The 22,992-nt window shown below is 33.0% G+C and carries 21 protein-coding genes and 1 pseudogene; 8 read left to right on the forward strand and 14 right to left on the reverse strand.

Translation table 11 applies throughout. From position 1 onward, the window contains the following. Positions 1 to 24: 24 nt before the first annotated feature. The 8 genes from JVV30_RS02355 to JVV30_RS02390 all read right to left on the reverse strand — a co-directional run bounded on the left by JVV30_RS02355 (position 25) and on the right by JVV30_RS02390 (position 6,295). On the reverse strand, positions 25 to 381 hold the full coding sequence (locus JVV30_RS02355; RefSeq protein ID WP_070855117.1) for a Na+/H+ antiporter subunit G1: 357 nt from the start codon (positions 379 to 381) through the stop codon (positions 25 to 27). After that, positions 359 to 649 carry a Na(+)/H(+) antiporter subunit F1 gene (locus JVV30_RS02360; RefSeq protein ID WP_070855116.1) on the reverse strand — a complete coding sequence of 97 codons (291 nt, stop codon included), beginning with the start codon at positions 647 to 649 and terminating at the stop codon, positions 359 to 361. The genes JVV30_RS02355 and JVV30_RS02360 overlap by 23 nt, the downstream gene beginning before the upstream one ends. Continuing rightward, on the reverse strand, positions 649 to 1,128 hold the full coding sequence (locus tag JVV30_RS02365) for a Na+/H+ antiporter subunit E (RefSeq protein ID WP_070855115.1): 480 nt from the start codon (positions 1,126 to 1,128) through the stop codon (positions 649 to 651). The genes JVV30_RS02360 and JVV30_RS02365 overlap by 1 nt, the downstream gene beginning before the upstream one ends. Continuing rightward, positions 1,128 to 2,627, reverse strand: coding sequence for a Na+/H+ antiporter subunit D (locus tag JVV30_RS02370; protein ID WP_204193279.1), 1,500 nt, complete (start codon positions 2,625 to 2,627; stop codon positions 1,128 to 1,130). The genes JVV30_RS02365 and JVV30_RS02370 overlap by 1 nt, the downstream gene beginning before the upstream one ends. After that, positions 2,620 to 2,961, reverse strand: a complete 342-nt coding sequence (gene mnhC1 / locus JVV30_RS02375; protein WP_053029787.1) for a Na+/H+ antiporter Mnh1 subunit C — start codon at positions 2,959 to 2,961, stop codon at positions 2,620 to 2,622. Before mnhC1 ends, JVV30_RS02370 begins: the two co-directional genes overlap by 8 nt. Continuing rightward, entirely contained in the window at positions 2,961 to 3,389 is a 429-nt protein-coding gene (locus JVV30_RS02380; RefSeq protein ID WP_053029785.1) for a Na(+)/H(+) antiporter subunit B, read from the reverse strand. The genes mnhC1 and JVV30_RS02380 overlap by 1 nt, the downstream gene beginning before the upstream one ends. After that, complete coding sequence (locus JVV30_RS02385; protein WP_204193281.1) at positions 3,370 to 5,781, reverse strand: Na+/H+ antiporter subunit A; 2,412 nt, start codon at positions 5,779 to 5,781, stop codon at positions 3,370 to 3,372. Before JVV30_RS02385 ends, JVV30_RS02380 begins: the two co-directional genes overlap by 20 nt. 133 nt (positions 5,782 to 5,914) lie before the next feature. Next, a complete protein-coding gene (locus JVV30_RS02390; protein ID WP_053029782.1) occupies positions 5,915 to 6,295 on the reverse strand; it encodes a kinase-associated lipoprotein B in 381 nt (126 codons plus the stop codon). Positions 6,296 to 6,363: 68 nt separating this feature from the next. Here JVV30_RS02390 and JVV30_RS02395 point away from each other — a divergent pair, with 68 nt between their 5' ends. The 6 genes and pseudogenes from JVV30_RS02395 to JVV30_RS02420 form a co-directional block, all read left to right on the forward strand. Continuing rightward, positions 6,364 to 6,960, forward strand: a complete 597-nt coding sequence (locus tag JVV30_RS02395; RefSeq protein WP_204193283.1) for a peptidylprolyl isomerase — start codon at positions 6,364 to 6,366, stop codon at positions 6,958 to 6,960. A 276-nt stretch (positions 6,961 to 7,236) separates the two neighbouring features. Further along, positions 7,237 to 7,617, forward strand: a complete 381-nt coding sequence (gene ygs, locus JVV30_RS02400) for a S1 domain-containing post-transcriptional regulator Ygs (protein WP_053029779.1) — start codon at positions 7,237 to 7,239, stop codon at positions 7,615 to 7,617. 200 nt (positions 7,618 to 7,817) lie between these two features. Further along, positions 7,818 to 8,945: an NADH-dependent flavin oxidoreductase gene (locus JVV30_RS02405; RefSeq protein WP_070855111.1), complete on the forward strand. Its 1,128-nt coding sequence runs from the start codon at positions 7,818 to 7,820 to the stop codon at positions 8,943 to 8,945. Positions 8,946 to 9,351: 406 nt separating this feature from the next. Continuing rightward, the gene (locus JVV30_RS02410) at positions 9,352 to 10,542 is read left to right on the forward strand and encodes an ornithine--oxo-acid transaminase (RefSeq protein WP_070855110.1); all 1,191 of its coding nucleotides are present in this window, start codon (positions 9,352 to 9,354) and stop codon (positions 10,540 to 10,542) included. A 107-nt stretch (positions 10,543 to 10,649) separates the two neighbouring features. After that, positions 10,650 to 11,894: a Glu/Leu/Phe/Val family dehydrogenase gene (locus JVV30_RS02415; protein WP_053029774.1), complete on the forward strand. Its 1,245-nt coding sequence runs from the start codon at positions 10,650 to 10,652 to the stop codon at positions 11,892 to 11,894. Positions 11,895 to 12,101: 207 nt separating this feature from the next. Beyond that, positions 12,102 to 12,851, forward strand: a pseudogene (locus tag JVV30_RS02420) (ISL3 family transposase); the annotation flags it as partial. A gap of 63 nt (positions 12,852 to 12,914) precedes the next feature. Here the strand turns inward: JVV30_RS02420 and JVV30_RS02425 are convergent. The 3 genes from JVV30_RS02425 to JVV30_RS02435 form a co-directional block, all read right to left on the reverse strand. Beyond that, the gene (locus JVV30_RS02425) at positions 12,915 to 13,061 is read right to left on the reverse strand and encodes a bacteriocin (RefSeq protein ID WP_070855109.1); all 147 of its coding nucleotides are present in this window, start codon (positions 13,059 to 13,061) and stop codon (positions 12,915 to 12,917) included. A gap of 19 nt (positions 13,062 to 13,080) precedes the next feature. Next, positions 13,081 to 13,224: a bacteriocin gene (locus tag JVV30_RS02430; protein ID WP_070855108.1), complete on the reverse strand. Its 144-nt coding sequence runs from the start codon at positions 13,222 to 13,224 to the stop codon at positions 13,081 to 13,083. A 155-nt stretch (positions 13,225 to 13,379) separates the two neighbouring features. Then, entirely contained in the window at positions 13,380 to 15,536 is a 2,157-nt protein-coding gene (locus JVV30_RS02435; RefSeq protein WP_204193285.1) for a peptidase domain-containing ABC transporter, read from the reverse strand. 646 nt (positions 15,537 to 16,182) lie between these two features. Here JVV30_RS02435 and JVV30_RS13530 point away from each other — a divergent pair. Next, positions 16,183 to 16,368: a M23 family metallopeptidase gene (locus tag JVV30_RS13530; RefSeq protein ID WP_141763600.1), complete on the forward strand. Its 186-nt coding sequence runs from the start codon at positions 16,183 to 16,185 to the stop codon at positions 16,366 to 16,368. A 969-nt stretch (positions 16,369 to 17,337) separates the two neighbouring features. Here JVV30_RS13530 and JVV30_RS02445 read toward each other — a convergent pair. The 3 genes from JVV30_RS02445 to JVV30_RS02455 form a co-directional block, all read right to left on the reverse strand. Beyond that, positions 17,338 to 18,300 carry a glycerophosphodiester phosphodiesterase gene (locus JVV30_RS02445; protein ID WP_204193287.1) on the reverse strand — a complete coding sequence of 321 codons (963 nt, stop codon included), beginning with the start codon at positions 18,298 to 18,300 and terminating at the stop codon, positions 17,338 to 17,340. Positions 18,301 to 18,481: 181 nt separating this feature from the next. Beyond that, a complete protein-coding gene (gene argH, locus JVV30_RS02450) occupies positions 18,482 to 19,870 on the reverse strand; it encodes an argininosuccinate lyase (protein ID WP_204193289.1) in 1,389 nt (462 codons plus the stop codon). Next, the gene (locus tag JVV30_RS02455) at positions 19,863 to 21,065 is read right to left on the reverse strand and encodes an argininosuccinate synthase (protein WP_053029768.1); all 1,203 of its coding nucleotides are present in this window, start codon (positions 21,063 to 21,065) and stop codon (positions 19,863 to 19,865) included. Before JVV30_RS02455 ends, argH begins: the two co-directional genes overlap by 8 nt. A gap of 332 nt (positions 21,066 to 21,397) precedes the next feature. Between JVV30_RS02455 and JVV30_RS02460 the strand changes: the two genes are divergently transcribed. After that, a complete protein-coding gene (locus JVV30_RS02460; RefSeq protein ID WP_053029766.1) occupies positions 21,398 to 22,729 on the forward strand; it encodes a glucose-6-phosphate isomerase in 1,332 nt (443 codons plus the stop codon). Positions 22,730 to 22,992: the final 263 nt, after the last annotated feature.

Raw genomic sequence — 22,992 nt, forward strand, 5'->3', positions numbered from 1 at the left:
TCTTTGTTTTGTTAGGACCTTGAGTTATATCTTTTTATTTTTAAATTCATTTTTAAGTTCATCAATTTTTGTATCTTTAGTGTAAGGTGTTTTATTATTATAGGCTGCTCTCATAATTAAGTGACTTGAGAGTGGGCCGGTTACAAGGATAAAAAGAATACCAAAAATCAATTGCATATTAATATATCCGTCAGTAGCAATAAAGTATAAGAATGTACCAAACAGAAGGAAAATAGCACCTAAAGTTGCCGATTTACCAGCAGCATGGCCTCGTGAATAAATATCTTTCAATCTTATAATGCCTATAGCTGTAACAGCACTAATAATTGCTCCTAAAATAACAAAGATAACTGCCAAACTAGTGACGATGTTCGTTATCACGTTCAATCACCTTACCTTTATCCATATATTTTGAGAAGACTGCTGTACCTAGAAAGGCCAAGATACCAATTAACAAAATGGCAACGAGTAGATATTCCGCTCCCATAAAAATACTATATAGCGCAATACATGCCATTAACTGTAAACCAATTGCATCAAGTGCTAAAATTCTATCAGCTAATGTAGGACCTTTAATAATACGCGTAAACATCGCTAACATTGATAGGGCAACAATAATTAAAGCAATCATCATAATGATTTTTACCATTAGTCTTCGCCCACCTCTCTAACTACTTTCTCTAATGAAGATTTTATACCTTCAATTTCTTCTTCTTTTGTACTGAAATCTATAGAGTGAATGTATATTTTTCTTCTATCATCACTAATACCTAATACGACTGTTCCTGGTGTCAAAGTAATTAGATTAGATAATAATACGATTTGCCAATCTGTTTTTAAATCAGTGTGATATACAAAGAAACCTGGTTCATTTTTAAGTTTAGGTTGTAGAACAATCTTTAATACATCAATATTGGCTTTTAATAATTCTATGAAAAATACAACTGCCAGTTTTAAAATCTTATAAACTTTAATTAAATAAAATCTTCCTGGTAATATTCTACTAAATAAATATACCAATCCTAGTCCTAGTATGAATCCAAGTAAGAGGTTATTTAATGTATAGCTACCACTTAGGAAAATCCAAATAAAAGCTAAGATGAAGTTTAAAATAATTTGAATCGCCATTATGATCTACCTCCTAAGACACTCTTGATATAGACGCTAGGATCATAAAATGATTGAGCTGCCTCAGATATTATTGGATATAATAGATCAGCAGATAATCCAAATACAACGGTAATGATGACAGCTATAATAGAAATTGTAGTTGCTTGTTTAACATTAACGTTTTGCGTAACTTCATATCCTTTTGGTTCTCCGAAAAAGCCTTTCAAGAAAATGTGAATAACAGAATAGAGTACTACTAAACTTGAAAGTAATACAATAAGGCCACTGACATAAAAGCCTTTTTCAAAGGTTGCTTGTACGATGTAATATTTACCATAAAAACCACTTAATGGCGGTATACCAGCTAAACTTAGTGCTGCGATGAAGAAAGTCCATCCAAGCACCGGATAGTGTTTGATAAGACCACCAAAGTCTTTAAGACTGGTTGATTTCGTAATTTGATACATCACACCGATAAGTAAGAATAGGGCAGTTTTAACTAACATATCATGGATTGTATAGTAAATAGCACCTATAATACCCGCTTCATTCATCATGGCTACACCAACTAAGATAACGCCTACAGCAATCATGATGTTATAAATAATAATCTTTTTAGTGTCATCATAGGCGATGGCACCTACCGAACCAAATATGATCGTTAATAAGGCTAAGAATAAAATCGTATAATGTGAAAAACTCATTGTATCGTGGAAGAACAAGCTCAATGTTCTTAAAATCGCATATACACCAACTTTTGTTAATAAAGCACCGAAAAATGCAATGATTGCAAATGGTGGCGCATAGTATGAACCCGGCAACCATACATACATAGGGAAGGCACCAGCTTTAGTTGCAAACACGAAAATAAATAAAATAAAGACAATACTTAAGAGCCCACCGTGAGTGTTAGACAATGTAGATAACTTCTCACTAATATCCGCCATATTTAACGTACCAACGATAGAATATAAAATTGCAACCGCCATCACAAAGAATGTTGAAGTAACAATATTGACCAATAAATATTTAACTGTTTCACGCAATTGGATTCGCGTACCACCAAGTACGAGTAGTGCGTACGATGACATTAAGAAAACTTCAAAGAATACAAATAAGTTAAAAATGTCACCAGTTGTAAATGCGCCGATAATACCGACTAACATAAATGTGATAGAGAAATGGAAGTAATAACGTTCTCTATCGATGCCTGCAGTTGTAAACGAAAAGGCAGTAATTAAAACAGTAATAATAATACTAGTCACAATTAACATTGCACTGAAACTATCTAGTAAAAAGATAATGCCATAAGGTGCAGGCCAAGAACCTAATTCTACTTTTAGTGGTCCGTGAACATAAACATTATATAAATTTATAATCGCAACGATTAATGTAAGCAACAAACCGATTATCGTGACATATCGTTTTGCACGATAACGTTGTCCTAAAAAGACCAATATAATTGCTGTAAAAATAGGTACGACTAATGAAAGGACGACTAAATTATTTTCAATCATCATCTAACACTCCTTTCATTCTTTCTACGTTGTCTGTACCTAACTCTTTATATGTTCTAAATGCTAACACTAAGAAAAAGGCAGTTGTCGCAAACGCGATAACGATTGCCGTAAGTATTAATGCATGGGGGATAGGATCAACATATTGACTAATCGCCTTTTCATAGATGGGCATTTCGCCATGTTTTAATCCACCCATTGTAATTAAAAATAAATTGGAAGCATGTGTAATTAATGTTGTCCCCATAACAATACGTATCAAACTTTTAGATAAAACGAGATAGACACTAATTGAAGTGAGGATGCCACATACAAATATCATGATTATTTCCACTATTCGCTCTCTCCAATCGTTATAATAATTGTCATGATCGTTCCAACTACTGCACATAGCACGCCAAAATCAAAGAACATAGGCGTGTTCATATGCACAGGTTGAAGTAGGGGCAACGGTATATTAAATTCTGTGTGCGTGAAAAAGTTTTGACCATAGAACCAACTCGCTAATGGTGTGCCAACACAAAATAATAAGCCAATACCAATTAGAATTTTAAAATCCCATGGAAATACTTTTTGCATCGTCTTAATATCAAATGCAATTGCAATGATTGTTAGTGCACATGATAATAATAAGCCACCTACGAAACCGCCACCTGGTGTGTAATGTCCTGCGAAGAATAATGTGACACCAAATAAGGCGATTAGAAAAGCGATAATAACAGCAGCATATTGAAACATTAAATTATTGTTCTGTCTGTTCATCACGTTTCACCTCACTTGATTGATGTTTACGACGCAATTTAATCATTGTATATACACCTAAACCGGCAATACCTAATACAGATGATTCAAATAATGTATCCATACCACGGAAGTCAACAAGGATGACATTTACCATATTCTTACCATGTGCTAAATCGTAAACATGTGCTTTATAGTATTCTCCGATAGACGTAAAATGTCTGTTGCCATATGCAATTAAGCCTAAGATGATAACTACTAGACCCACACCTATAGAGATAAGTGCATTCGTTAATTTAAATGATCGCGTTTCATTATAGCGATTTAAATTCGGTAAATGATAGAAACATAACAAGAATAGCGCTGTTGAAATAGATTCTACAACGAATTGTGTTAATGCAAGGTCTGGTGCTTTGAAAAATACAAATAGCACGGATACTGAATATCCGACGACACCGAGCATAATAACGCTAAATAAACGAGATTTCGCTATGACAACCATAAATGCTGCGATGACTAATAATATTAAAATCGCAATTTCATAAATATGAATGTTATTAATATCTTTAAAATTAAAATCAAACGGAATGTTTAATAATGTCACAATCGTAACGACGATAAGCATGCCGAATATTATGACTAAACTATCTCTAACATAACCATTTACATAACTATTCGTCATGTTCGCTGAATAATTAGGTAAATATTTTCCAGTTGAATCATACCAATGATTCAATGTAAGACGTGTTGGTTGTGCGTGCAATAATCGAATCCAATAACTAAATGTGAGTAGTAATAGAATACCGATTACCCAAATTATTAATGTTGAAATAAATGCAGGTGTAATGCCATGGAATAAATGGAATTCTGCATTCACATTATGCATGCCACTTATTGCAGTTGTAGCTGGTTCAACAATAGATTGTGTTATCAATCCAGGGAACAAGCCAAAGACAATAACGAGCACAGCTAAAATGATTGGAGATAGTAACATTAGCAATGAAGCTTCGTGTGCTTTTTTTGGCAAGGCATTCGGCTGATGTTTACCAAAGAATATATACGTAATAAATTTGATTGAATAAACGAAAGTGAAAATACTTCCCACTATAGCTAAAATAGGGAAAATAATACCTAACGTATTTAAGCTAAACAGATTAGCATGAGAAATCTCAATCATGGCTTCAAGGAACTTCTCTTTAGAAAGGAAGCCATTGAATGGTGGAATACCAGCCATACTCAAAGCTGTAATAACAGTTATGGTGAATGAGATAGGCATAATCGTTAGTAAGCCACCAAGTTTTTTAACATCTCTTGTACCTGTAACATGATCAACAGCGCCTGTAATCATAAATAGCGCACCTTTAAAAGTAGCATGATTGACTAAGTGAAATACTGCTGCAGTAAAGCCAGCGATATACAATTGACTCTGACTTCCCTCGAAGTGATAACTTACGGCACCAATACCTAACATTGACATAATCATGCCAAGTTGAGACACAGTTGAAAAGGCAAGAATACCTTTTAAATCGTGTTGTTTAGTTGCATTTAAAGATGCCCAGAATAGTGTGATTAAACCGACTAATGTAATAGTCCAAATCCACCCTTGAGAAATTGCAAAGAGTGGTGTCACACGCGCTACTAGGTACAAGCCAGCCTTAACCATCGTAGCTGAGTGTAAGTATGCACTCACTGGGGTAGGTGCTTCCATTGCGTCTGGTAACCAAATATAAAATGGTACCTGCGCTGATTTTGTGAATGCACCTAACATAATGAGTACCATTGCTAAAGTGAATAAAGGACTATGTTGAATCACTGAAGCATTAGCAATGAGTTCATGTAAGCTAAGTGAATCGCCAGCTAGAGAAATTAAAATGAATCCCCCTAATAAACTTAAACCACCAAACACTGTAATGATTAAAGATTTCTGTGCACCATAAATTGATGCGCGTTTTTCTCTCCAGAATGAAATAAGTAAAAAACTTGAAAAAGACGTTAATTCCCAAAATAAATATAAAATGATTAAATTGTCTGAAAGGACAACGCCTAACATTGCACCCATAAAAAGTAATAAATAACAATAAAAGTTACCAAGTTGTTCAGACTTACTTAAATAGCCGACAGAGTATAAGACGACTAATGAGCCGATACCTGTGATAAGTAAACTAAATAAAATACTTAAGCCATCAAGGTATAAATCAAAATTCATACCTATATGAGGCATCCAGTTTAATGTTTTTATTACTGTATTACCTGACTGAGTAGTCGCAATATGAGATAAGAAATAAATAAATAAGACAACAGGAATAGGTAATACAAACCAACCTAAATGAATCTTTTTATAGAATCGATAAAGAATTGGAATAAGGAGTGCAAATATTAACGGTAGAATGACCGCAATATGTAACAAACTCACTATGTTATCCTCCTTAAAAAATATTTATGAAATATATTATACATGAATCATATTGTTCTGAAAAACGACGATAACGCTTACGGGTAGCGATTTTTCGGAACTTGTTAAATAAGAAGAAACACGTTCAAATTTCCTATAAAAATTTTTGTTTATATTGAATTGAGTAGTCATTTTTTAGATTTTCAAGATTAGTTAATGCTAATTTTGCAAATTCTGTATCCTGTTGTTTTAAATCATTTTCCATTTTTGTAATGGCTTGTTGCAATGACGCTTCATAAGGCATTGCTTCTACATTGAATTCACGTAATTGTGAACGTGTTGCATAACGTTTCTCATAATGACTTAAAGCACGTCTTTCATGGAAAAAGACACCTTCCGTTTGACCTGGGTTATGTAAATCACCTTGTTTTGGATGTTTAATCACCTGTTCGACTTGGACGAGAACTTGATCATCATTCTCCTCTTTAATTGTGACACCATAAGCACCCGTCTTATGTGAGAATCGATATAACATGCTATATTACTTCCTTTCAAATGTGTTAAGATGTATCTATATCATCATAACATGAATGGAGAATTGAAATGACTAACTATCCACAACTTAACAAAGAAATACAAGATAATGAAATTAAAGTAGTTATGCATACAAATAAAGGCGATATGACATTTAAACTGTTCCCAGATATCGCATCGAAAACAGTTGAAAATTTTGTGACACATGCGAAAAATGGTTACTACAATGGTATTACTTTCCACCGTGTCATTAATGACTTTATGATCCAAGGGGGCGACCCAACAGCGACTGGTATGGGTGGTGAAAGTATTTATGGTGGCTCATTCGAGGATGAGTTCTCATTAGAAGCTTTCAACTTATACGGTGCACTTTCAATGGCAAATGCAGGACCAAACACAAATGGTTCACAATTCTTTGTCGTACAAATGAAAGAAGTACCTGAATCTATGGTGAATCAATTAGTAGATGGTGGTTGGCCTGAACCAATTGCTAAAGCTTATGCTGAAAATGGTGGTACACCTTGGTTAGACCAAAAACACACAGTATTTGGCCAACTTATCGAAGGTGAAGCAACATTAGAAGATATTGCAAATACGAAAGTAGGGGCACAAGATAAACCTGTACATGATGTAGTCATTGAATCTATTGATGTAGAAGATAAATAATCAGTGGCTATAAAATAAAAGTTCTGTCTAGCGAGTCGGCGGTTGATGTCGATTCGCTTTTTTATGAGATGCGTATTTGAATCTAATGTCAACGGCGCAACATAAGTTAGCAATTGTCACAGGATGCATTTAAATGCGAACGTTTAAGTCATAATCGTCAGCAGGCGTATAATATTATTGAAAAAATGTGGATTTTTATTGGTTTATAGTTAGTCCAAGTTTGTTATTTATGCTATTATAATTATGTTAAGTAAATCGAAGTAAGGGGTTATCAAGTTGAATAATCACTATAAAGCAGGTCAGCATATTAAAGTGCGTGTGACTGGCATTCAACCGTATGGCGCTTTTGTTGAGACCCCTGACCATACTGAAGGACTTATCCATATTTCAGAAATTATGGATGATTATGTCCACAATTTAAAAAAATTTCTATCAGAAGGACAAATCGTTAAAGCAAAAATTTTATCAATTGATGATGAAGGAAAACTCAATTTGTCTCTTAAAGATAATGATTACTTTAAGAATTATGAACGAAAAAAAGAAAAGCAGTCAGTATTAGATGAAATTAAAGAAACAGAAAAGTATGGGTTTCAAACGCTTGAAGAACGCCTACCGGTCTGGATTAAACAGTCTAAACGTGCGATTCGTAATAATTGATTGACTGTTAACACGCTCAGCTAACGTTATATGTTACATATAACGCTAGCTTTTTTAGTATCTTCATTTATAAGTGTGATGACTCGTTTCTATGTAAGACGCTAAGTAAATGTATGCATGCACATGCAAGCAAAATATTGGTGGAAGATGATTTCTTCGTGCTATAGTCTAGTCATAATAAAAATGGAAAGGACTTACTTATGAATAATAAATACGAAAAATTATTTGAAACAGTCACATTACCTAACGGGGTTGAATTGAGAAATCGCTTTGTTTTAGCACCATTAACGCATATTTCATCTAATGATGACGGTACGATTTCAGATGTTGAAATACCATATATTGAAAAGCGTTCTAAAGATGTAGGTTTAGCAATCAATGCTGCAAGTAATGTTAACGATATCGGTAAAGCTTTTCCGGGACAACCTTCTGTTGCACGTGATTCAGATATAGAAGGACTCAAACGTTTAGCGCACGCAATGAAGAAAAATGGCGCTAAAGCATTAGTTCAAATCCACCATGGCGGTGCCCAAGCTTTACCTAATTTAACACCAAATGGAGATGTGGTTGCGCCGAGTCCAGTCACATTAAAAAGCTTCGGACAAACAGAAGAACATGCCGCTAGAGAAATCACACCAGAAGAAATTGAACAAACTATCAAAGATTTTGGTGAAGCTACACGACGTGTCATTGAAGCTGGCTTTGACGGTGTAGAGATTCACGGTGCCAATCACTATTTAATCCATCAATTTGTATCTCCATATTATAATAGAAGAAATGATGAATGGTCTGACCACATGAAATTTCCAACTGCTGTTATAGATGAGGTATTAAATGCCAAGGAACAATATGCAAATGATGATTTCATCGTCGGTTATCGCCTTTCTCCTGAAGAAGCAGAATCACCAGGTATTACTATGGAAATTACAGAACAACTAATCCATACAATTACTGAAAAATCCATTGATTATGTTCATATTTCTTTAGGCGATATTCATTCAAAAACAAGAGAAGGTAAGTATGCTGGACAAGAACGATTGAAATTAATCCATCAATGGGTTAATGGTCGTATGCCTGTCATTGGTGTAGGTTCAGTATTTACAGCTGATGATGCATTAGATGCGATTGAGTCAACAGAAGTTGAACTTGTAGCGCTAGGTCGTGAAATACTATTAGATTATAATTTCATCAGCAAAATTCAAGAAGGTAAAGAAGATCAAGTTTTATCAGAATTTGACCCAAATCGCGAAGATAAACATGGGTTAACACCTAATTTATGGAATCAATTTAACGAAGGCTTTTATCCTTTACCTCGTAAAGATAAATAAGCATGAACGATTGGTTCGTCTTTATAAAGAAATGTTGACTTAGCATTATATTGTAATGGTGCGCGTGCATGATATGTTAAGTCATGTGTCGTTATTCAATTTAATGATATGACAAGCTGAAACAGGTTATGGCAATGACATTTGCTTTAACCTGTTTTTTTAATATGACAAATATTGAAGTATTTTATTTATCGGAAAATTTTTAATATTTTGCTTGTAAATTTATTGGGAGATATGTCATTATATCTGTAAGGGCTTTCATTTAGATTCAAAGGGCATATATGATGTAATATTTAATCATTTCATGCTCTTATTAATTTTGCACATATCCTCAATGTATATAGCATCGAAAGCCGCAAACGTATGGCCATTAGTTTTAATATAAATTAAGCAAAGGGGAGATATTATGACTAAGTCAGAACAAATTATTGAATTAACAAACCACTATGGAGCACAAAACTATGTACCACTACCAATCGTTGTAGCAGAGGCGGAAGGTATTTGGGTAACTGATCCAGAAGGTAATAAATACATGGATATGCTTTCAGCTTATTCAGCTGTAAACCAAGGTCACCGTCATCCTAAAATTATTCAAGCACTTAAAGATCAAGCTGATAAAGTTACTTTAGTTTCTCGAGCGTTTCACAGTGATAATTTAGGTGAATGGTATGAAAAAGTATGTAAATTAGCTGGCAAAGATAAAGCATTACCAATGAATACAGGCGCAGAAGCAGTTGAAACTGCATTAAAAGCTGCACGTCGTTGGGCATATGATGTTAAAGGTCTTGAACCAGATAAAGCTGAAATTATTGCGTTCAACGGTAATTTCCACGGTCGTACGATGGCACCTGTGTCTTTATCATCAGAAGCTGAATACCAACGTGGATATGGTCCGTTATTAGATGGTTTCCGTAAGGTGGATTTCGGTGACGTTGATAAATTAAAAGAAGCAATTAATGAAAATACAGCTGCTATTTTAGTCGAACCAATTCAAGGTGAAGCGGGTATTAATATTCCACCTGAAGGTTATTTGAAAGCTATCAGAGAATTATGTGACGAACATAACATTCTATTTATTGCCGATGAAATTCAAGCTGGTTTAGGACGTTCTGGTAAACTATTTGCGACTGATTGGGATAATGTTAAACCAGATGTTTATATTTTAGGTAAAGCACTTGGCGGTGGTGTATTACCAATTTCAGTAGTGTTAGCTGACAATGAAGTATTAGACGTCTTTACACCTGGCTCACACGGTTCTACGTTTGGTGGTAATCCATTAGCTTGTGCGACTTCAATTGCTGCATTAGATGTTATTTTAGATGAAGATTTACCTGGTCGTTCAAATGAATTAGGGGAGTACTTTAAATCTGAATTACAAAAAATTAATCACCCAGCTATTAAAGAAGTACGTGGTCGTGGCCTCTTTATTGGAGTTGAATTACATGAAAGTGCTAGACCATTCTGTGAGGCATTAAAAGAAAAAGGCCTATTATGTAAAGAAACACATGATACGGTGATTCGTTTTGCACCTCCTTTAGTTATTTCTAAGGAAGAATTAGACGATGCATTAGACAGAATTAGAAGCGTATTTAACTAAGTTCAAAAAGTTGTAACATTCATTTTGAAAACCCTTTAAAAAGCAAAGACATGTGTTACAATATGTATGAAAGCGAAATCATTTGTTAAAAAGAGGCGAAAGTGATCATGACTGAGAATAATAATTTAGTGACTTCTACACAAAGTATCATTAAAGAAGCTTTACACAAATTGGGATTTGACGATGGTATGTATGATTTAATCAAAGAACCATTAAGATTCTTACAAGTTCGTATCCCAGTACGCATGGATGACGGTACGGTTAAGACATTTACAGGTTATCGTGCACAACACAACGATGCTGTCGGTCCAACTAAAGGTGGGGTACGTTTCCACCCTGAAGTTGATGAAGAAGAAGTTAAAGCATTATCTATGTGGATGACTTTAAAATGCGGTATCGTCAACCTACCATATGGTGGTGGTAAAGGTGGTATCGTATGTGACCCACGTCAAATGAGTATTCATGAAGTTGAACGTTTATCACGTGGATATGTACGTGCAATTTCTCAATTCGTTGGTCCTACTAAAGATATTCCAGCACCAGACGTATTTACGAACTCTCAAATAATGGCTTGGATGATGGATGAATACAGTGCATTAGATAAATTTAACTCACCAGGTTTCATCACAGGTAAACCTATTGTCTTAGGTGGTTCACAAGGACGCGACCGTTCTACTGCATTAGGTGTAGTTATCGCAATTGAACAAGCAGCTAAACGTCGTGGTAAAGAAATTAAAGGTTCTCGCGTAGTTATTCAAGGATTTGGTAACGCAGGTAGCTTCTTAGCTAAATTCTTATATGACATGGGTGCGAAAGTTGTAGGTATCTCTGATGCTTATGGTGCATTACATGATCCTGAAGGTTTAGATATCGACTATTTATTAGACCGCCGTGATAGCTTCGGTACAGTTACAAACTTATTCGATAATACAATTTCTAACAAAGAATTATTCGAATTAGACTGTGACATCTTAGTACCAGCTGCTATTTCTAACCAAATTACTGAAGATAACGCGCATGATATTAAAGCGGATATTGTTGTTGAAGCTGCAAATGGACCTACGACACCTGAAGCAACGCGCATTTTAACTGAACGCGGTGTGTTATTAGTACCAGACGTATTAGCAAGTGCTGGTGGTGTAACAGTATCTTACTTCGAATGGGTACAAAATAACCAAGGTTATTATTGGTCAGAAGAAGAAGTAAACGATAAATTACGTGAAAAATTAGTAGATGCTTTTGATACGATTTATGAATTAGCTCAGAATAGAAAAATCGATATGAGACTTGCGGCTTATATTGTCGGTATTAAACGTACTGCTGAAGCAGCACGCTATCGTGGTTGGGCTTAAGCCATAATATCAATATAATTAGGCTCTATAATCAATTGGACTGATGACAAAATTCATCAGTCCAATTTTTATGTTTTGAATACAAAAATAGCGCAATTACCTCTATAATTATTAGTTACCACAACAAATAAAAAAGAAAGGTAATGCGCCTATATGTAAGTCTATATTAAATACATTAAAAATTAAAGATAAAAACCTATATTTTTCAGATTCGTAGATGTGGTAGCGGATCGTAAGTTAAAATCGCTAAAGGATCATTTTTATCGCTATTCTTTGAAACTAAGATAAAATGTCAAAACAGTAACGATTGATATGTATGAACCATATATGTCGCTAATCAAGCAATTATTTCCTAATGCGAAGGTTATTATTGATCGTTTTCATATTGTTCAATCTTTAAATCGAGCGTTAAATATGTCTAGAGTTCATATAATGAATGGTTGTAGAACCTCAAATAGACCGCTTGATAATAAATATAAAAGTTATTGGAAACTACTTCTTAAACCTTTTGAAACACTAGGGGTATTTAATTATCGTAAAGTCCATTTATTTAAAGAGTGGAAAACAGAAAAAGGCATTATGAATTACTTATTAGGTGTAGATGTAGAATTATTTAATACATATCACTACGTTCATGAGTTAAGACGATTATTAAAAGAAAATCAAATAGAAAAATTTAATCATACACTCTTTTCAATTCATCTTTCAGATGTGTGCCCTAAGCTACGCCCAGTCATTAGAACTTTAAGACGATTAACAGCTTTCATTGAAAATACTATGACATATTCTAACCTGACCAACGGTCCGTTAGAAGGAGTTAACAATAAAATCAAACTCATTAAAAGGGTATCTTTTGGTTATAGAAACTATGATAATTTGCGTAATAGAATTATTATAACTTCGCGACTATTTGCCTCAACAACAAAAAAAGAGATTAAACAACCTAAGGTTGCTTAATCTCAATATTAGGACTCATCAGTCTGATTTGACGAAGAGCCTTTTTAGTTTAAATAATGATTTCTATCTTCGAGTACCATAACCCTCTTTTAAATCATGCCAACCATTTGAAATGGCATTACCAATATCAGTGATTTCGCCAGTAATTTCACCAACAATCCCTTTACCACCATTGATATCTTTTAATTCTTTTTCATTTAGTGTTTTCATGGAATAGTCCTCCTTTAAATTATTTTCCTTCGAATTTATTAACTAAATTACCAATACCTTGTCCTATATTGCACATTATTCCATCTTCTTCAAAATTACCAGAACAACCAGTTTCACGACCACCATTGATATCTTTTAATTCTTTTTCATTTAGTGTTTCCATTGAAATAGTCCTCCTTTAAATAATTTCATCTTACATTTTATAAATTAACATCGGAATGTAAAGAGAATGTAAATATACAATTAAATGAGCTTTTTTTTGAATTTATTTTTTTATCATCGAAATATTTTTAATAAATATCGTATATTAATATAAAATTAGTCTATTTTCATTTGAAGTTGCCATAAATTTTTATATATACCGTTTAAATGAACTAACTCATCATGTGTACCATTCTCAGCAACTTGACCCTCATTTAAAACATAGATATTATCAGCATTTTTTATAGTGCTTAACTTATGTGAAATAATGATTACGGTTTTACCACGTTGAGTTAGTAAGTCGGTATGCTCCATAATTTTGTTTTCAGTTAAACTATCTAAAGCACTTGTAGCTTCATCAAAAATGTATATATCAGGATCTTTTAAAAATGTACGTGCCAAAGATAAGCGTTGAGATTGTCCACCTGATAAATTAGCGCCTTCTTTTTCTAACATAGTATTAAACTGATCTGGGAATTTCTGTATGAAATCTAGGGATTCTGCTAACTGACAAGCCTTAACGATATCTTCGTCACTTTTGTATTTATTGCTACCATGTAAAAGATTATTTTTAATTGTATCAGCAAAAAGGAATGTGTTTTGTGAAACATAGCCTATATTCTTACGTAAGTCGGATAGATCAATATTATCAATACTATAGTTATCAATCATAATATTACCTTCTGAAGCAGTGTAATAGCGATTGAGTAACTTACCTATAGTTGATTTACCACTACCACTTTCACCAACAATAGCAACCTTTTGCCCCTTTTTTATATTTAAATTAATATCTTTTAATACCACACTTCGAAAGCCATACTGAAAGTCTAAATTTTCAATGCGAATGTTGTTTTTAAAAGTATAAGGTTGTTTAGAAGTATATAATTCATTTTCGGTTTCTAAATCAATTATTTCAGCAATACGGCGTGCTGCAACAAATGAAGATTGCAGTGTCGGTTGAATATTTATTAGACGTTCAATGGGATCAAGGTAATAAATAGTTAAGGCATTAAAAGCTAATAAACTACCTAACGTCATACTATCCGTCATGACTAAGTAACTACCAAGCCATAATATAACAAGACTGATAGTTAATTTTAAAAAGTTGTTAACCGTTAATTGTATATTAGAAAATCTACCCAGTTTTAATAAGTTTTCAATAATACCGTTAAATTTAGTAGTACCCATGTAGAAACGATCGTCTTCAGATTGATAACTTTTAATAGTATTACTACCATCAAAAGATTCTATTAAATATGAACTCAATTCAGCATCCTTTTCAGCCACCTTTTGATTATATTTTTCAAAAGGTTTACGTAAAGTGTAACTACAAATAATAAAACAAGGTATAAAAATAATTGTTATCAGTAGTAACAAAGGACTTTGCATATAAAGTAATATAGCACCGATAATAATCATGAAAGTATCAACTAACAACGTTACCGTTGAAGATGATAAAGCTTCACGAATTTTAGATGTATCCATGAAACGTTGTAAGATTTCGCCAGATTTACGTGTATCAAAAAAGTTCATCGGAAGATGTAAAACATGATAAAAATAATCTTTCATTAAATTAACATCGATTTTCAAACTTAAATGTAAAATAAGTTGAAACCTTAAATAATTAATGAATGCATTGATTATGTATAAAAGTAAAATACCTAAGCTAATAATATGTAAATTTGTAAGAACATTGGATGGAATAATATGATCAGTTAATAATTTAAAATATAGAGCCCCGACAATACCAACAACATTAATAAATAATGAGATAAAAGCAATAAATAACAACTTCCCATAATTATTTTTAAATATATCAATGAAAATATTAAGATACGAGGGTGATTCATTGTCAGTAGTAAAATCATCTGTTTTATCAATTAATACAGCAATATTAGTCCAATATTTTCCAAATTCAGTACTTGATAACTTATATTTACCTTTAGCAGGATCGACAACATAAAGCGTGTTATTTTTTATTTTTTCAATAATGATATAGTGGTCATAACCTTGTTGATTAATAATATGTACCATAACTGGTAATTGTGCTTGTTTTAAATCATCAAAGGAATCAGCTTTTACACCAGTTAACTCAATACCAATCTTTTTACCTGCTTGTACGAGACCATATAGATTTGTACCTAATTTATCTGTCTTAGCATATTCGCGTAAACGTGGGATGGATACACGCTTACCATAAAACTGTGAAATCATGGCAAGGCAAGTAGGACCACAATCCTTTTCATCGTATTGTCTTATAAATTTTATAGCCATCATAATGAGTCCTTTCAATAAAAGTTTAACTCTATTTTAATAAGTATAAATAGTTAGTATTAAACATAAGTTAAGTAATCCTTTTGATAATGTTAAAAGTACTAAAAAGTAAAAAATGTTTATCTATATTTCTACTTGTGGTATACCCTAATCATACAAATGAAGTTGTTGAAATTATAACAACTAAAAACGTATGATTAGGGTGTATATTAATTATGGGGTAAATGTCACTGATTGTTGGCTATGCGAGGGTATCTTCGATAGATTAGATAATTAAATATCTAGACAAAAATAAATTTACTTTAAACAAATATATAATGCCTGCAAATAGTGGTTGGGAAGTATTTTGGGGTGGAGATAATGAATTATTTAATTATCATTATCCAAATGAATCACAACGGTATGCTTATGATTTAATTATTAGAAAAAAATAATATGAGTTATAAAAATTTTGGCTATATTAATAAGGATTATTATTGTTTTAGTGAAGATATTATAGCCCCACAAGATGGTATCATAATAGATATAGAGAATAAACAACTTGATAGTGACTCACAAAAAGATAATAATTTATTTAAAAATTATATTTTAATATCACATAAACACAATGAATATAGCCTCTTAGCTCATTTAGAATACTTCTAGTATAAACATTTCAATAGGTGTAAAGGTACACCAAGGAGATTTGAAAGGTAAATGTGGAAATTCTGGTAACTCTTCCGAGCCACATTTACATTTTCAAGTTATGAACTCATCTAAAATAGACGAATGTGTTTCTTTAAAAATTAAATATTCTAATGGAAGATCACCTATAAAAGGAGATAGTATATAAAAAATTAAAAGGGGGGACTAAGCAGTGGAAATTTTAATTAAAATAATAGATGTAATCGTTGCTATTGTATCTACTTTTACGGATGAGACTTCGAAATATTTAGCGAAATTAAAAGAAAAAAGGGATAAAAATAAAAAATAAAATTTTAAAAATCATCAATTCTACGAATCTTGGGTATTTTAAAAATATGAGAGGATATTTTATCAGATAAATTAACATAAAATGACTTATCAGAAGTTATCTGTCACTCATACATAATAGATGATATATTATACAGGTCGCCTATCTCTCGGGCGTCAAATTTAGACGTAGAGAGGAGGTGCATTATTTTGTTAATCGTTTTCGTTCACAAAATTATAACACTGGTTAATAGGGGAGCGCAAAACTCTTATATTAAAAAAATGGGGAACTTTGAGTAGTATTATAAGCTATAGTACAGAAATATTTAAGTGTTTGTATTCAGAATTTAGCTTTCCATTAAATGATATATTGCTAGAAGGTACTGATAAAAAAGTGAGTAAAGAATATATAAACAAGAATCAGAAAAATTTTTATTGTCTATAATCATCTATTACTTTCTTTTTACTAGTAACTTCGATAATTGCAAGCAGTATCATTGGTCATTAAAAAAATAAAAGACGAATAAAAAATAACATATAACATTAATAAGATAATTGATCTTTTTTAGTGGTTCTATAATCAATCAGTCTGGGACATAAATTATATAGTAATGCTATTTATCAAATTCGCAGTAGCTGACTGAACTGAAAATACGCTTAAATCAAGCTTTTTTCAGTTCTAGTCATCCTTGCGGGGGTGGGACGACGAATTTAAAAAGAATTCTGTCCCACTCCCATTTGACGAAGCGCCTATAATTAAAACGCTATCGTTTGTTTTGATACAAAAACAAGCGATAGCGTTTATTTTATTATTCACTAAATTATTAATTTATGAACCATAGTCATACTTTTATTTTTGAGCACTGATTGCTTTATATTGATCAGCATAGTTAGTGAATACACCGTCAACACCATATTGGTTTAAACGCTGCATATCAGCCGTTTCATTGACAGTAAATGGGTGTACAAGAAAGCCAAGGTCTTTTAAATGCGCTGTATTTCGTTCATTTAAATCACTATATTCAGGACCTACACCAATTGCATAAGAACGAATACGTTGTAAATCGGCATCGCTTTGTTGTGATAATTCGCCTTTGTCTAATAAACGAATTAATGGCACATTCGCATTTAGTTGATGCATTTTTAATAAACTTGCTTCTGAAAATGATTGTATCAATACGTGACCGTGCTGAAGCGCGTTAGAATTAAGCATATTGTGTTTGTCTAGTGTGTCTAAAAGTTGTTGTTCCATGCCAGGATAAACATCAGGCTGCTTTGTTTCAATATAATAATTTGCATCTGTACCATAACGTGTCAAAATTTCATCTAATGTTGGAACTGTAGCACCTTTATATCGATCATTAGCAAATTGAGGATGTTGTTCATTAAAAGATGAACCAGCGTCAAGCTTCTTTAATTCCGATAAAGTGTAATCCTCGACACGTCCTGAGCCATTCGTTGTACGGTCAACTGTTTCGTCATGCATGGCGACTAAATGACCATCTTTGGTACGTTGTAGATCAATTTCAATATATGAAGCACCTAACTCATTGTGACTTTTGTCATAGGCTGCAAATGTATGCTCTGGTGCATAGCCGCTTGCGCCACGATGAGCAATAGTAGTGTAGCGTTCTCCTGTTAAATTGGTTGTCCATTGTGATTGATTACCTTGGGTTGTAGACGTACTAGATTGGTTCGGCGTTATAGTATTTGAGATCGCACTACCACTTGCTTCAACAGGCGTATGTATAATTGCTAACCCTAAAGTAACTATAGTTAGACTTGAAATGATACCTTTTTTCTTTGCTTTCAACAAACTCATCCTTTCACAGTTAAAGTTACAGTTAAAATCTAGCAAAGCATATTTATGAAAGGAAGTGAATTTTCAAAAGCTTAAAATAATTATTAAATAGTTAAAATTCACTCAATAATGTTAACAAAAAAAGGCTGGAGTGGGGCAGAATAATGAATGAACTCTGTCCCATTCCAAGCCTTTATAAGGTATCGTTATTTAATACTTTCTTAGCAACGTTAAGTTGATGGCGTACTGCATCTTGACCTGTAGAACCATAACTTTTTCTACGGCTAAGACAATTTTCGGGTTTAAGATAATCATAAACATCTTGATCAATGTTTGCATTTAATTCTTGGTAACGTGCAAGGGGTACATCTAATAAATAAATACCTTGTTGAATGCATTCATAGACGATTTTTCCAACAATTTCGTGCGCTGTTCTAAAAGGCACATCTTTAGCTACTAAATAATCGGCTAATTCTGTTGCATTTGAAAAGTCTTGATGTACGGTTTCGTTTAGACGGTCTGTATTAACAGTCATTGTATCTAACATACCTTCAAAAATGCGCAATGATCCTTTTACTGTGCGTACTGAATCAAATAAACCTTCTTTATCTTCTTGTAAGTCTTTATTATAGGCAAGTGGTAGACCTTTTAGTGTGACGAGCATACTCATTAAATGGCCTGTCGTACGTCCGACTTTACCACGAATAAGTTCTGCCATATCAGGATTCTTCTTCTGAGGCATAATAGATGAACCAGTAGAAAATGCATCAGATAGTGTGATGAATTTCGCTTCATCTGTTGACCAAAATATAATTTCTTCAGCGAAACGTGATAAATGAATCATTGTTAATGAAATATTATGCAGTGTTTCAATAATATAATCACGATCACTTACTGCATCTAAACTATTCTCATAAACTGAGCCGAATCCTAATAACTGTTGCGTTTCATGTCTATCAATAGGGTGTGTGGTACCACTTAATGCTGCTGCACCTAATGGTGAAATATCAATACGTTTCATACTATCGACAAAGCGTGAATAATCTCTATCAAGCATCCAGAAATACGTCATAACATGGTGTGCAAATGAAATTGGTTGTGCACGTTGCAAATGCGTATAACCTGGCATAATAGTGTTGACATGTGATTGTGCTAGGTTAAGAATGGATGTTTGGAATGAACGTATAAGTGTTTGGATGTCTTGGACTTCTTTTTTAACATATAAATGCAAATCAGTGGCAACTTGGTCGTTTCTACTACGACCTGTATGCAATTTACCTCCGGCGTCACCAACGCGTTGAATGAGTTCATGTTCGATGTTTAAATGAATATCTTCGAGTGACTTCTTAAAATCAAGCTTACCATTATAAAAATCTTGTTGGATCTCTTTTAATCCATTAATGATAGCATCTTTGTCATCTTGCGAAATGATATGTTGATTAGCTAACATGGTCGCATGTGCAATACTACCTTGAACATCTTCATCTAACAATGTTTGGTCGAAATCAATCGACGCATTAAATTCATCGACCCAATCTTCAGGTTGTTGTTGAAAACGACCACCCCATACTTTACTACTCATTACTATAACCTCCATGAAGATAAGCATTGACTTGAGTAGGTAAACCATAAATATCGATGAAACCTACAGCTGCTGATTGATTAAATGCATCTTCTTTAGTATATGTTGCTAATTTTTCATCATATAAAGTATATGGAGACTTTCTTCCATTAACAATTGCATTACCTTTAAATAGTTTAATTCTGACATCACCTTCAACATATTGTTGTGTACTATCGATAAATAATTTTAAGCTATCTGTTAATGGTGAGAACCATAAGCCGTTATATGTTTGTTCAGCAAATTGTTTCTCTATTACTGGTTTAAAATGAGCTACATCTTTAGTTAAGGTTAATGTCTCAAGTGCTTTATGTGCTTTTAAGATAACTTCAGCACCAGGTGTTTCATATATTTCACGAGATTTAATACCAACTAGACGATTTTCAACATGGTCGATACGTCCAATACCATGTTTCCCAGCTAATTCATTTAAAGTTAAAATTAATTGATCTAGGTCATAATCTTTATGATCTAACTGAACAGGAATACCATTTTTAAATGAAAGAATGATTTCATCCGGTGTATCCGGTGTATCTTCTAATTCTGCTGTTAAGTCATAAGCGTCTTTAGGTGGTGCAGCATATGGATCTTCTAAAATACCACATTCATTTGCTCTGCCCCATAAGTTTTGGTCGATAGAATACGGAGAATCATGATTGATGCCAACAGGGATGTTATGTTTGATAGCATAATCAATTTCTTCTTCACGACTCCAGCCCCATTCTCTAACTGGCGCAAATGTCTTAAGGTTAGGGTTTAACGCTTTAATAGCAACTTCGAAACGAACTTGGTCGTTACCTTTACCAGTACAGCCATGCGCAATACCTATTGAATTCGTTTTCTCTGCAATCTCAACTAATTTCTTCGCAATAAGTGGACGTGATAACGCCGATACGAGTGGATAACTATTTTCATACATTAAATTACCTTTGATAGCGTAACTTACGAAATCATCACTAAATTCTTTCGTTGCATCAATAATGTGACACTCAACTGCCCCCATATCTAATGCTTTAGAATAAACGACATCTAAATCTTTACCTTCACCAACATCTAAACATACAGCTACAACATCATAGCCTTTATCTATAAGCCATTTAACGGCAACACTTGTATCTAATCCACCTGAATATGCTAATACGATTTTCTCTTTCATTAAAATTCACCTCATAATTTTTCTGAAAATTGATATAAATTAATACTAACAGATATCAAATGAAAATAAAACCATTTTTTTACATAAATATACAAAATTTTGAAATCTGTATATAATAATGAATTCCATTGAATTAAAGGGGATAATGCAACATGACTCATTTTCAGTATTATTATTTTATTTATAAAATATTCATTTTTGAATTATTAGAAAATGTCTTAAAATTGTTGAATTAATTTGAAAATATGTGAATAGTCAGTCATGTCAATTGAATAGATAGCATAAAGTTAGTAAAATTAAATCAACAAGGACATACAGGAGGCTTTTATAAAATGACTCATATTCAATTAGATTATGGCAAAGCATTAGAATTCTTTGGTCAACATGAAATTGATCAACAACAAGATATCGTTAAAACTATCCATAAAACGATTCATGAAGGTACTGGTGCAGGTAGTGATTTCTTAGGTTGGGTCAATCTACCAGAAGATTACGATAAGCAAGAATTTTCAAGAATTGTTGAAGCGTCAAAACGCATTAAATCAAATTCAGACGTACTTGTAGTTATCGGTATTGGCGGTTCATACTTAGGTGCACGTGCTGCTATCGAAATGTTAACTTCTTCATTCCGAAATTCAAATGAATATCCGGAAATTGTATTTGTTGGTAATCACTTATCATCAACATACACTAAAGAATTAGTAGATTACTTATCAGATAAAGATTTCTCTGTGAATGTAATTTCAAAATCTGGAACAACTACAGAACCTGCAGTAGCATTCAGACTGTTTAAACAATTAGTTGAAGAAAAATATGGTAAAGATGAAGCTAAAAAACGAATTTTTGCTACTACAGATAAAGCTAAAGGTGCATTAAAACAATTGGCTGATAATGAAGGTTATGAAACATTTGTTGTACCAGATGATGTAGGTGGCCGTTATTCAGTATTAACAGCTGTAGGTTTATTACCAATTGCAACAGCTGGCATTAATATTGAATCAATTATGATTGGTGCTAACAAAGCGCGTAAAGAATTATCATCAGATAACTTAAATGAAAATATTGCGTACCAATATGCGACAATCCGTAACATTTTATATAGTAAAGGATATACAACTGAAATGTTGATTAACTATGAGCCATCAATGCAATATTTCAATGAATGGTGGAAACAATTGTACGGTGAGTCTGAAGGTAAAGACTTTAAAGGTATTTATCCATCAAGCGCAAACTATACAACGGACTTACATTCATTAGGTCAATATGTTCAAGAAGGACGTCGTTTCTTATTTGAAACAGTTGTAAAAGTAAACAACCCTAAACACGATCTTACAATTGAAGAAGATAGTGATGATTTAGACGGATTGAATTACTTAGCAGGTAAAACAATTGATGAAGTAAATACGAAAGCATTTGAGGGTACATTATTAGCACATACTGATGGAGGCGTACCTAACGTAGTTGTGAATATACCACGTTTAGATGAAGAAACATTTGGTTATGTCGTTTACTTCTTTGAATTAGCTTGCGCAATGAGCGGATATCAATTAGGTGTTAACCCATTCAACCAACCTGGTGTTGAAGCATATAAACAAAACATGTTCGCGTTATTAGGTAAACCTGGATATGAAGATAAGAAGAAAGCGTTAGAAGAACGTCTATAATACGCTAATCTTCTCATTGATTAAATTAAATATATATTAAGAATAATCCGGGACAAAAATAATATAATGAAGCTATTTTGCAAATTCGCAGTAGCTGACTGAACTGAGAAGGCGCTTAAATCAAGCTTTTCTCAGTTCTAGTCATCCTTGCGGGGGTGGGACGACGAATTTAAAAGAATTCTGTTCCACTCCCTTTCTATTATATACCTTTATATTAAAGCTAAGGAATGAGTTCTAACTACTACCTATGACTGTTTTGTAAC

It is taken from the genome of Staphylococcus sp. GDY8P47P (assembly GCF_016892225.1).
Lineage (GTDB): Bacteria > Bacillota > Bacilli > Staphylococcales > Staphylococcaceae > Staphylococcus > Staphylococcus borealis.